Here is an 11,198-nt window from a genome sequence, read left to right on the forward strand (position 1 = left end):
CATGAGACCCACTCGCCTGTTGCTGGCCTGGCTCGCGGTGCTGCTGGGTCTGGGCATCGCCCTCGGAACAGCCATGGCCCTGCAACTCAAGGTGCCAGCCGCCCTGCACTCCGTGGCATGGGGCCTGCTCCTGGCGCTGCTTTTGCTCGCATTGCTCGATGCTGTCCGCCTCAAACGCCGCCCCTCGCCACGCCTGCGGCGGCAGATGCCGGGCAGCCTGGCGCTGGGGCGCTGGAGCGAAGTGCGGATTACCCTGGAGCATGACTATGCGCACCCCCTGGCCCTGGAGGTATTTGATCATGTGCCGGATGGGTTGAGCGTGGAAAACCTGCCGCAGTCCATCGCACTGCGCCCCAGCGAACGCAGCGAGCTGGGCTATCGCCTGCGCCCCTTGAGCCGTGGGCACTTCAGCTTTGAGCGTTGTGAGGTGCACCTCCCCAGCCCTCTAGGGTTGTGGACCGCAAAACGCCCACTGCCACTGCAGGATGACACGCGGGTCTATCCGGATTTTGCCCGCCTGTACGGTGCGCAATTGTTGGCGGTAGACAACTGGCTCAGCCAACTGGGTGTACGTCAGCGCCAGCGGCGCGGCCTGGGCCTGGAGTTTCACCAACTGCGGGAATTTCGCGAGGGTGACAGCCTGCGCCAGATCGACTGGAAAGCCACGGCACGGCAACGCACGCCGATCGCCCGGGAATACCAGGATGAGCGCGACCAGCAGATTGTCTTCATGCTCGATTGCGGCCGGCGTATGCGCAGCCAGGACGGCGAACTGTCGCATTTCGACCATGCCCTCAACGCCTGTCTGCTGCTCAGCTACGTGGCCTTGCGCCAGGGCGATGCGGTGGGCCTGTGTACCTTCGCCTGTGACCAGCCGCGCTATCTGGCACCGGTCAAGGGCAGTGGCCAACTGAACCAGTTGCTCAACGCGGTATACGACCTGGACAGCACCCGGCGCGCGGCCGATTACCAGGCCGCAGCCAATCAGTTACTGGCTCGTCAGAAACGTCGAGCGCTGGTGATCGTCGTGACCAACCTGCGTGATGAGGACGACGAGGATCTGCTGACTGCGGTCAAGCGCATCAGCCGCCAGCATCGGGTATTGGTGGCAAGCCTGCGCGAAGAAGTACTGGATCATCTGCGCCAGGCCCCTGTGCAAACCCTGCCGGAAGCGCTGGCCTACTGCGCCAGCGTCGACTATCTCAACGCCCGGGAAGAACTCCATGACCGTCTGAAGGCACAGGGCTTCGCCGTACTGGATGCTCACCCGTCGGATTTGGGTGCGGATCTGGTAACGCGTTATCTGGGCTGGAAAAAAGGCGGCGTGCTATGAAGGTGCACCTTTTACAGGTATCCGTTCAACGATCAGCACGGGGCCGACAACGTTCGTCGCGCTAGGCCGAGGCCTGCTGGGGAACAAAACTGAAGTACTGCGACAGTGCCAGGATCAATTGCCCGTACTCGGCAGGTGCCTGTAACAGCATGAAACCCGAATCATAATGCTGAGGGTTGATGTCTTCACGGCTCCACAGGCACCTGGCAGTGAAGTCAATTGCATGCACATCTCCCTCAAGCCCGGGGATCTTCAAGCACAGCTCGAAATCCACGTTGATCATCATCGGTAGCTGACTGGCCAACATCAGGCCTTCACTGGAAATGTTCCCCAGATAACCGATGGGTTTGTCCGTGAAGCGGTTGAACACCTGCAAGCAACAAGGCAACTGGTGCCGCTCAATCCGTCGATTGGTAAACATGATGCCGTCCAATGGCCATGATTTGGCCGTTCAGTGGTTCGGACCGGAGCGTTATCAACAACACCCCACGCTCCATGGTTCTCGGTGGGACAGCAACCTCTGCCCTGGCACTTTACCGCCGCCGAATCCCAGAATTGCATCTGTTTGAATTGAAAGTTGTACAAACAGACATCCAAAGGATAGCCCAACTCCGGCAAGAGACCAGCTATGAAATGATAGACGCCATCACAATGCAGCTGGCCTTGCTCGTGCGGGGCTTGCACCTGGGTAATGCCCCAGTTGTTGCAGCGTATCCAGGCGTGCACGCGCGCGGAACGCGTATTCGCTCGACGGGTACTGGCTGATGATGAACTGATACGTCTGCACCGCGTCCACAAACAACTTCTGCCGCTCCAGGCACTGCCCACGCAGCATCGAGACCTCCGGCTGCACGTAGCGCCGTGAGCGGCTCTCGCGGTCGACCTGGGACAATTCCAGGGTGACCCGCTCGCAGTCGCCTACGTTGTAGGCACGGTAGGCGTTGTTCAAATGATGGTCCATCGACCAACGGGTGCAGCCGACAACACTGACGGCCAGGGCAGCAATGATCAAAACTCGCATGGGGTGTTCTCCTGTCTTGAGCAGTGTATCGACCCTTGGGCGAAAATCTTCAGGGTTGTTCGTCCCGCTCCTTAGAGTGAAAACAAGCGAATCGATAATAAGTAGTGCAAACGAACAATGACTACAGCCAAAGAGCATAGTAGCCTTCCCCAGCGCTAGAACTCAGGAGTCCGTGCATGTCCGTCCGTCGTACCAAAATCGTCGCCACCCTTGGCCCGGCCAGTAACTCGCCGGAAGTCCTCGAACAGCTGATTCTGGCTGGCCTGGACGTTGCCCGTCTGAACTTCTCCCACGGCACCCCGGACGAGCACAAGGCTCGCGCCAAGCTGGTACGTGACCTCGCCGCCAAGCATGGCCGCTTCGTCGCGCTGCTGGGTGACCTGCAAGGTCCGAAGATCCGGATCGCCAAATTCGCCAACAAGCGCATCGAGCTGAAGATTGGTGACAAATTCACCTTCTCCACCAGCCATCCGCTGACCGAAGGCAACCAGCAGGTTGTGGGTATCGACTACCCGGACCTGGTGAAAGACTGCGGCGTCGGCGACGAACTGCTGTTGGACGATGGCCGAGTGGTCATGCGCGTCGACACCGCCACCGTCACCGAGCTGAACTGCACCGTGATCATCGGCGGCCCGCTGTCCGACCACAAAGGCATCAACCGTCGTGGTGGCGGCCTGACTGCACCGGCCCTGACCGAGAAAGACAAGGCTGACATCAAGCTCGCCGCCGAAATGGAAGTGGACTACCTCGCCGTGTCCTTCCCACGCGACGCTGCCGACATGGAATACGCCCGCCAACTGCGCGACGAAGCCGGCGGTACTGCCTGGCTGGTCGCGAAGATCGAGCGCGCTGAAGCCGTGGCCGACGACGAAACCCTCGACGGCCTGATCAAGGCGTCCGACGCAGTGATGGTTGCCCGTGGCGACCTCGGCGTAGAAATCGGTGACGCGGAACTGATCGGCATACAGAAGAAAATCATCCTGCACGCACGCCGCCACAATAAAGCGGTGATCGTTGCGACCCAGATGATGGAGTCGATGATCCAGAACCCGATGCCAACCCGTGCCGAAGTGTCCGACGTGGCCAACGCCGTGCTCGACTACACCGACGCCGTAATGCTCTCGGCGGAAAGTGCCGCCGGCCCGTACCCGCTGGAAGCGGTCCAGGCCATGGCGCGGATCTGCGTCGGCGCTGAAAAGCACCCGACCAGCAAGACCTCCAGCCACCGCATCGGCAAGGTGTTCGAAAGCTGCGACCAGAGCATTGCCCTGGCCGCCATGTACACCGCCAACCACTTCCCGGGTGTGAAGGCGATCATCGCCCTGACCGAAAGTGGCTACACCCCGTTGATCATGTCGCGCATCCGCTCCTCGATCCCGATCTACGCGTTCTCCCCGCACCGCGAAACCCAGGCCCGCGCGGCCATGTTCCGTGGCGTGTACACCGTACCGTTCGACCCGGCGTCGTTGCCGCCTGAGCAAGTCAGCCAGGCTGCCATCGACGAACTGCTCAAGCGTGGCGTCGTGGAGAAAGGCGATTGGGTGATCCTGACCAAGGGTGACAGCTACCACACCATCGGCGGTACCAACGGCATGAAGATCCTGCACGTTGGCGACCCAATGGTCTGAGTGACCTGCTGAAAGCAAAGGCCCTGTCATGTGAGTGACAGGGCCTTTTGCATTTCTGGGGTGGTTGCACTGGCGCTTTCGCGGGCAAGCCCACACTTCAAATGCACTCCCATGTGGGAGCGGGCTTGCCCGCGATGAGGCCGGTCCAGCCACTTCGATTTCAGCGCCGGGCAATAAACCCCGACAACGCCGCAATCGCCTCCGGCGACCTCAACCGCTGGGTAAACAGCGCGCCCTCCTCCTCAATCACCTGGCGCAACTGCTCGCGATCAACGCTCTTCATCAACTGCTTGCTGATTTGCACTGCACCCGGCGCCAGAGTCTCGAAGCGTTCGGCCACCTCCCGCGCCTTGGCCAAGGCTGCCTCACCACTGTCCAGCGCTTGCGTGGCGATGCCCCACTGTGCAGCTTGCTCGCCGCTGAACCCTTCGCCCAGCAGCAACAATTCGGCAGCCTTTGCATGCCCAAGCAAACGCGGCAGGATCAGGCTGGAGCCGAACTCCGGGCACAGTCCCAGGTTGACAAACGGCATGCGCAACCGGGCATCACGGCTGACATACACCAGGTCGCAATGCAGCAACAGCGTGGTACCAATGCCCACTGCAGCGCCCGCCACACCGGCAATCACCGGTTTGCGGCAATTGAGCAGGCTCTTCATAAAGAGGAACGGTGGGCTGTCCAGGTCCGTGGGCGGTTGCTGCAGGAAGTCGCCGATATCATTGCCGGCGGTAAAACACTCGCTACTGCCCTGGATCAGCACCGCATTGACCGTGTTGTCGGCATCGGCCTGCTCCAACGCCGCGGCCAACTGGTGGTACATCGCGCGGGTCAGGGCGTTTTTCTTGTCGGGGCGATTGAACTGCAGAATCAGCAGCCCACGGTCACGTTGCAGCACAATGGCATCGGTCATGGTGAGTCTCGCAGATAGGCGCTCAACCACGGGGCAGGAACACATCGGCCAGCAGTTGATTACGCGGCAAGCCCGCCAGGAACAGGCGCTTGGAAAAGGCCTCGACACTGCCGGGATGCCCGCAGAGTAAGGCCAGGGTTTGCCGGGAAACAAGCCGCAGTTGCGCCAAAGCACCGGCCAACTGCGCCGCTGTCCACAGCTCGACGATGAGGTTTTCATGGCTGGCGGCCAGCTGGGCCAGGGGCTCGGCCAGATAATGCGCATCCGTATCATGGGCCAGGTGAATCACACGGATGACGCCCTGGTGATCCTGGCGCAAGGCCTCACGCAACACGCCCCACAACGGGCCCAGGCCAGTGCCGGATGCCAGCAGCCACAGCGGCCGGGATTGCCAGTCCGGGTCATAGTGCAACGCCCCACCGCGCAATTCGCCCAGGCGCAGTTGATCACCGGCCTGTAACTGCCGGGCAAGATCGCTGAACTCGCCGGGCAGGCGGCAATCGAGATGGAACTCCAGGAACGGATCTTCCCCGGGCAAGCTGGCCAGGGAATAAGGCCGCGCCACCGTACCCGCCCATAGCGCCAGGTGCTGCCCGGCTCGGTAACGCAGGCCTCGCTCCGGTTGCAGGCGCAGGCGCAGCACCGTCGGGTGCAGCCAGTCCGCGCTCAGTACCGTGGCCGCCGTGCCGTCGCGCAATGGGTCAAAGGCCTCAACCTGCACATCACCTGTAACCTGGCACTGGCAGGCCAGGCGCCAGCCATCCTGGCGCTGGGCCGGGCTCAGGGCCTCGGGTTGCTTGTCCTCGACCTCACCCCGGCAACGCACCAGGCAGGCATGGCAACTCCCCGCCCGGCAGCTGTAGGGCACGGCCACACCGGCCTGGTTCAAGGCATCCAGCAGATTGCTGCCGGTGGAGACCGACCAGTGGCGTGCGCCGACGTGCAGTTCAGGCATAAAACTCTTCAGCTGTAGGAGCGAGCTTGCTCGCGAATGTCGCTAACGATAACGCGGGCTGCCTGACGAAACCCACCAGATTCACGTTTTTCGCGAGCAAGCTCGCTCCTAAAGCTAAATCGAGCCGGCCATTCATGACCATCGTCGGGTGTATCAGCCACCGCACCGGGTTATACTGCCGCGCCTTTTTAGCGTCGCGCCAGCACTACCCGGCGTGCCTTGGAAAAGGTGGCTCCAGCGACCGATACACCCATCTGAAGCCACCTTTATTGAATGTTCCCTTATAGAGGAGCGCGACTCATGACCGTGATCAAGCAAGACGACCTGATTCAGAGCGTTGCCGACGCCCTGCAATTCATTTCCTACTACCACCCCGTTGACTTCATCCAGGCAATGCACGAGGCCTACCTGCGCGAAGAATCGCCGGCCGCCCGTGACTCCATGGCCCAGATCCTGATCAACTCGCGCATGTGTGCCACCGGCCACCGCCCGATCTGCCAGGACACCGGGATCGTTACCGTGTTCGTACGCGTCGGCATGGATGTACGTTGGGATGGCGCCACCATGGGCCTGGACGACATGATCAACGAAGGCGTGCGTCGCGCCTACAACCTGCCGGAAAACGTCCTGCGGGCCTCGATCCTCGCCGACCCGGCAGGTAGCAGGAAGAACACCAAGGACAACACCCCAGCGGTAATCCACTACTCCATCGTTCCGGGTAACACCGTGGAAGTGGACGTGGCCGCCAAGGGTGGTGGTTCCGAGAACAAGTCGAAAATGGCCATGCTCAACCCGTCCGACTCGATCGTCGACTGGGTCCTCAAGACCGTGCCGACCATGGGTGCCGGCTGGTGCCCACCGGGCATGCTCGGCATTGGTATCGGCGGCACCGCCGAGAAAGCCGCGGTGATGGCCAAGGAAGTGTTGATGGAATCCATCGACATCCACGAGCTGAAAAAGCGCGGCCCTTCCAACCGTATCGAAGAAATGCGCCTGGAGCTGTTCGAGAAGGTCAACCAACTGGGGATCGGCGCCCAGGGCCTGGGTGGCCTGACCACCGTGCTCGACGTGAAGATCATGGATTACCCGACCCACGCCGCCTCGTTGCCGGTGTGCATGATCCCCAACTGCGCCGCCACCCGTCACGCACACTTCGTGCTCGACGGTTCCGGCCCGGCCTCGCTGGAAGCGCCACCGCTGGACGCCTACCCGGAAATCGTCTGGGAAGCCGGCCCGTCGGCCCGCCGCGTCAACCTCGACACCCTGACCCCGGAAGACGTGCAGAGCTGGAAACCGGGCGAAACCGTGCTGCTCAACGGCAAGATGCTCACCGGGCGCGACGCGGCGCACAAGCGCATGGTCGAGATGCTGAACAAGGGTGAAACCTTGCCGGTAGACCTCAAGGGTCGCTTCATCTACTACGTCGGCCCGGTCGATCCGGTGCGCGAAGAAGTGGTTGGCCCGGCTGGCCCGACCACCGCCACGCGGATGGACAAGTTCACCCGCCAGATCCTCGAGCAGACTGGCCTGTTGGGCATGATCGGCAAATCCGAGCGCGGCCCGACCGCCATCGAAGCAATCAAGGACCACAAGGCCGTGTACCTGATGGCCGTGGGTGGCGCGGCTTACCTGGTGGCGCAAGCCATCAAGAAATCGCGTGTGGTGGCGTTCGCCGAACTGGGCATGGAAGCGATCTACGAGTTCGACGTCAAAGACATGCCGGTAACGGTTGCTGTCGACAGCAACGGTGAGTCGGTCCACATCACTGGCCCTGCCATCTGGCAGAAAAAGATCAGTGAGAGCCTGGCGGTAGAAGTGCAGTAAGCACCTCCCTGCAAGGTTAAAAGGCGACTGTGGCTCCGTGCTGCAGTCGCCTTTTTTGTGGTCACAGTGAACGCAGTTATGTGGGAGCGGGCTTGCTCGCGAAAGCGCTGAATCAGGCGCTGGATGTGTTGAATGACACACTGCTTTCGCGAGCAAGCCCGCTCCCACACAAGCCCAGCTGTTACACCAGCCCGCTCATCACAAGATCCAAGCGGCGCATGTTATGGTGCTCGCCCCTTACTGCAGCTGCTCATTCTCGTATGATCGCGATCCCTCGCCCATTGCGTCTGACCTTCTATTCCCTGCTGATTATTGCCGGCGCCGTTCTGGCGGCCAGCGTTGCCATCCGCCAGGCCGAACGCCAGTCCCTGGTGGACGATGCCGGGCGTGCGAACCAGCAGTTGGCGCTGTATGCCAACTCCTTGCACACCCTGATCGAACGCTACCGCGCCCTGCCCGCCGTGCTGGCCCTTGACTCGGAAATGATCCGGGCCCTCAAAGGCCCGCTGGATCCGGCGACCCAGGAGGTGCTCAACCACAAACTGGAACGCATCAACGGTGCTGCGCAGTCTTCGACCCTGGAATTGATGGACCGCAGCGGCCTGGCCGTGGCGGCCAGTAACTGGCGCCTGCCCAGCAGCTATGTCGGCCACAACTACGCGTTTCGCCCCTACTTCAGCCAGACCCGCAGCCAGGGCACCGGGCGCTTTTATGCGGTGGGGGTGACCACCGGCATTCCGGGGTACTTCCTCTCCAGCGCGGTAGTGGATGAGCAGGAACAATTCCTCGGTGCCATGGTGGTCAAGCTGGAATTTCCGGAGCTGGAGCGCGAATGGGCCCAGGGCGACGACCTGCTGCTGGTCAGCGATGCCCGGGGCATCGTGTTTATCGCCAATAAACCCGGATGGCGTTATCGCAACCTGCGCCCGCTGTCGGCCAACGATCTGGCCGAACTCCAAGCCACGCGCCAGTACGACAAGAAGCAACTGCAGCCCCTGGACACCCAGACCTTGCAGCGCTTCGACGAAAACAGTCACCTGGTCCGCGTGGCCGGCCCTGAAGGCAACGCCAACTACATCTGGGAATCCCTGCCGCTCAAAGCCGAAGGCTGGACCCTGCACCTGCTGCGCAAACCCCAGGTGGCCTTTGAAGATCAGCGTAACGCCGGCCTCGCCGCCGCCGGCCTGTGGTTGGCGCTGGTGTTCCTGCTGTTGTTCCTGACCCAGCGTTGGCGCCTGGCCCGCTTGCGCCAGCGCAGCCGCGAAGAACTGGAGCGCCTGGTGCAAGAGCGTACCCAGGCCCTGCGCACCGCCCAGGATGGCCTGGTGCAATCGGCCAAGCTGGCGGCGCTGGGGCAGATGTCTGCGGCCCTGGCCCATGAAATCAACCAGCCGCTGACCACCCAGCGCATGCAACTGGCGACCTTGCGCCTGCTGCTTGATCACGGGCGCATCGACGACGCGTACCAGGCGCTGACGCCATTGGACGACATGCTCACCCGCATGGCCGCCCTGACCGGCCATCTGAAAACCTTCGCCCGCAAAAGCCCCAGCGGCCTGCGCGAACGCCTGGACCTGGCGACCGTGGTCGACCAGTCCCTGCACTTGCTCGACGCCCGCCTGCGCGACGAAGCCATCGGCACTGTGCTTGACCTGACCCGCCCGGCCTGGGTACGCGGCGACGCCATTCGTCTGGAACAGGTGCTGATCAACCTGCTGCGCAATGCCCTGGACGCCATGGCCAACAAACCGCGCAAGCGCCTGGAAATCCGCCTGCACGCCGATCAACAACTGTGGCACCTGAGCGTCAGCGACAGCGGCGGCGGCATTGCCGAGGAGCACCTGAACAACGTATTCGACCCGTTCTTCACCACCAAGCCGGTGGGTGACGGGCTCGGTCTCGGGTTGGCGGTGTCCTACGCTATCGTGCATGAACTGGGGGGGCGCCTGAGTGTTGCCAATCAGGGCGACGGCGCCGTATTCACCCTGACCCTGCCCATCGCACTGGAGGCGCCAGACCTATGCTGAACGCGGTGATCGTGGTTGATGACGAAGCCAGCATCCGCACGGCCGTGGAACAGTGGCTGAACCTCTCCGGGTTCGAGGTGCAACTATTCAGCCGCGCCGAGGACTGCCTGGCGCAACTGCCCAGGGATTTCCCCGGGGTGATTCTCAGCGACGTGCGCATGCCGGGCCTCAGCGGCCTGGAGCTGCTGGCCGAGGTGCAACGACGCGATGCCGACTTGCCGGTGATCCTGCTGACGGGCCACGGTGACGTGCCAATGGCCGTCGAAGCGATGCGCGATGGCGCCTACGACTTTCTCGAAAAACCCTTCAGCCCCGACGCCCTGCTCGCCAGCCTGCGCCGGGCCCTGGACAAGCGCGGGCTGATCCTGGAAAACCGTCGCCTGCACCAGCAGGCCGATCATCGGGCCAAGCTGGAGTCGAGCCTGCTGGGAGTGTCCCGCAGCCTGCAGACATTGCGTCGCCAAGTCCTGGATTTGGCAGCCTTGCCGGTCAACGTGCTGATCCGTGGCGAGACCGGCAGCGGCAAGGAACTGGTCGCCCGCTGCCTGCACGACTTCGGGCCCCGGGCGAAGAAGCCGTTTGTCGCGCTCAACTGTGCGGCAATTCCCGAGCAACTGTTTGAAGCCGAACTGTTCGGCCATGAAAGCGGCGCCTTCACTGGCGCCCAGGGCAAGCGTATCGGCAAGCTGGAGTACGCCGACGGCGGCACGTTGTTTCTCGACGAGATCGAAAGCATGCCCCTGGCCCAGCAGGTGAAACTGCTGCGGGTGCTGCAAGAGCAGAAGCTTGAGCGCCTGGGCTCCAACCAGAGCATCAAGGTCGACCTGCGCATCATTGCCGCGACCAAGCCCGACTTGCTGGACGAAGCCCGCGCCGGGCGGTTCCGTGAGGACCTGGCCTACCGCCTGACCGTCGCACAATTGCGCCTGCCGCCGCTGCGCGAACGCCGCGAAGATATTCCGCTGCTGTTCGAACACTTTGCCCAGAGCGCCGCCGAGCGCCTGGGCCGCGCGGCCGCCCCCCTCAGCGGGCCGCAGCTGGGGCGACTGCTCAGCCATGACTGGCCGGGCAACGTGCGCGAGTTGGCCAACGCTGCCGAACGCCAGGTACTGGGCCTCGGTGAGCCGGAGCCGGAGGGTATCGAGGCCGGGCAGTCCCTGGCAGCGCAGCAGGAAGCGTTCGAGGCGCACTGCTTGAAAGCCGCGCTGACTCGGCACAAGGGCGATATCAAGGCGGTACTGGCCGAGCTGCAACTGCCACGGCGTACGTTCAATGAAAAGATGCAGCGCCATGGGCTGACCCGGGAAATGTTTCTGTCGATGGACTGAGGGGGGGCTGCTGGAGGCCTCATCGCTGCTATCTACACAACTTTCAGAAACTGACGAACTCTCCTGTGGCGAGCGGGCTTGCCCCGCGCTGGGCTGCGAAGCAGCCCCAAAACCAGCCGCTGCGGTGTATCTGGTACAACGCATTCTGCTTATTGGGGCTGCTTCGCAGCCC

General features: G+C 62.6%; 9 protein-coding genes. 5 read left to right on the forward strand and 4 right to left on the reverse strand.

Annotated features, from left to right (window positions below):
- The first annotated feature begins 1 nt into the window (after position 1).
- Positions 2 to 1,333 (forward strand): DUF58 domain-containing protein, encoded by a 1,332-nt coding sequence (locus tag FIV38_RS27925; RefSeq protein WP_092237861.1) that lies wholly within the window; start codon positions 2 to 4, stop codon positions 1,331 to 1,333.
- Between the two features lie 61 nt (positions 1,334 to 1,394).
- On the opposite strand, the gene FIV38_RS27930 is transcribed toward FIV38_RS27925, so the two are convergent.
- Together FIV38_RS27930 and FIV38_RS27935 are read right to left on the reverse strand one after the other, a co-directional pair.
- On the reverse strand, positions 1,395 to 1,754 hold the full coding sequence (locus tag FIV38_RS27930) for a PilZ domain-containing protein (RefSeq protein WP_070994444.1): 360 nt from the start codon (positions 1,752 to 1,754) through the stop codon (positions 1,395 to 1,397).
- Between the two features lie 225 nt (positions 1,755 to 1,979).
- On the reverse strand, positions 1,980 to 2,354 hold the full coding sequence (locus FIV38_RS27935) for a tol-pal system YbgF family protein (protein WP_029295455.1): 375 nt from the start codon (positions 2,352 to 2,354) through the stop codon (positions 1,980 to 1,982).
- A gap of 176 nt (positions 2,355 to 2,530) precedes the next feature.
- On the opposite strand from FIV38_RS27935, the gene pyk reads away from it, so the two are divergent.
- On the forward strand, positions 2,531 to 3,982 hold the full coding sequence (gene pyk, locus FIV38_RS27940; protein WP_029295454.1) for a pyruvate kinase: 1,452 nt from the start codon (positions 2,531 to 2,533) through the stop codon (positions 3,980 to 3,982).
- A gap of 160 nt (positions 3,983 to 4,142) precedes the next feature.
- Here pyk and FIV38_RS27945 read toward each other — a convergent pair whose 3' ends face one another.
- Entirely contained in the window at positions 4,143 to 4,892 is a 750-nt protein-coding gene (locus tag FIV38_RS27945; RefSeq protein WP_029295453.1) for an enoyl-CoA hydratase, read from the reverse strand.
- Between the two features lie 22 nt (positions 4,893 to 4,914).
- Positions 4,915 to 5,847, reverse strand: a complete 933-nt coding sequence (locus tag FIV38_RS27950) for an iron-sulfur-binding ferredoxin reductase (RefSeq protein WP_092237863.1) — start codon at positions 5,845 to 5,847, stop codon at positions 4,915 to 4,917.
- Positions 5,848 to 6,147: 300 nt separating this feature from the next.
- On the opposite strand from FIV38_RS27950, the gene FIV38_RS27960 reads away from it, so the two are divergent.
- The 3 genes from FIV38_RS27960 (at position 6,148) to FIV38_RS27970 (ending at position 11,026) form a co-directional block, all read left to right on the forward strand.
- Positions 6,148 to 7,671 carry a fumarate hydratase gene (locus FIV38_RS27960; protein WP_070994445.1) on the forward strand — a complete coding sequence of 508 codons (1,524 nt, stop codon included), beginning with the start codon at positions 6,148 to 6,150 and terminating at the stop codon, positions 7,669 to 7,671.
- A 260-nt stretch (positions 7,672 to 7,931) separates the two neighbouring features.
- Positions 7,932 to 9,698 (forward strand): ATP-binding protein, encoded by a 1,767-nt coding sequence (locus tag FIV38_RS27965; protein ID WP_092237866.1) that lies wholly within the window; start codon positions 7,932 to 7,934, stop codon positions 9,696 to 9,698.
- Positions 9,692 to 11,026: a sigma-54-dependent transcriptional regulator gene (locus FIV38_RS27970; RefSeq protein WP_092237869.1), complete on the forward strand. Its 1,335-nt coding sequence runs from the start codon at positions 9,692 to 9,694 to the stop codon at positions 11,024 to 11,026. The genes FIV38_RS27965 and FIV38_RS27970 overlap by 7 nt, the downstream gene beginning before the upstream one ends.
- Positions 11,027 to 11,198: the final 172 nt, after the last annotated feature.

It is taken from the genome of Pseudomonas proteolytica, assembly GCF_007858275.1.
Classification (GTDB): Bacteria; Pseudomonadota; Gammaproteobacteria; order Pseudomonadales; family Pseudomonadaceae; genus Aquipseudomonas; species Aquipseudomonas proteolytica.

Coding starts and splice junctions, on each gene's coding strand:
- FIV38_RS27935 (WP_029295455.1), bottom strand. CDS start 2,354: ATGCGAGTTTTGATCATTGCTGCCCTGGCCGTCAGTGTTGTCGGCTGC.
- FIV38_RS27925 (WP_092237861.1), top strand. CDS start 2: ATGAGACCCACTCGCCTGTTGCTGGCCTGGCTCGCGGTGCTGCTGGGT.
- FIV38_RS27930 (WP_070994444.1), bottom strand. CDS start 1,754: ATGTTTACCAATCGACGGATTGAGCGGCACCAGTTGCCTTGTTGCTTG.
- FIV38_RS27945 (WP_029295453.1), bottom strand. CDS start 4,892: ATGACCGATGCCATTGTGCTGCAACGTGACCGTGGGCTGCTGATTCTG.
- FIV38_RS27950 (WP_092237863.1), bottom strand. CDS start 5,847: ATGCCTGAACTGCACGTCGGCGCACGCCACTGGTCGGTCTCCACCGGC.
- FIV38_RS27970 (WP_092237869.1), top strand. CDS start 9,692: ATGCTGAACGCGGTGATCGTGGTTGATGACGAAGCCAGCATCCGCACG.
- pyk (WP_029295454.1), top strand. CDS start 2,531: ATGTCCGTCCGTCGTACCAAAATCGTCGCCACCCTTGGCCCGGCCAGT.
- FIV38_RS27965 (WP_092237866.1), top strand. CDS start 7,932: ATGATCGCGATCCCTCGCCCATTGCGTCTGACCTTCTATTCCCTGCTG.
- FIV38_RS27960 (WP_070994445.1), top strand. CDS start 6,148: ATGACCGTGATCAAGCAAGACGACCTGATTCAGAGCGTTGCCGACGCC.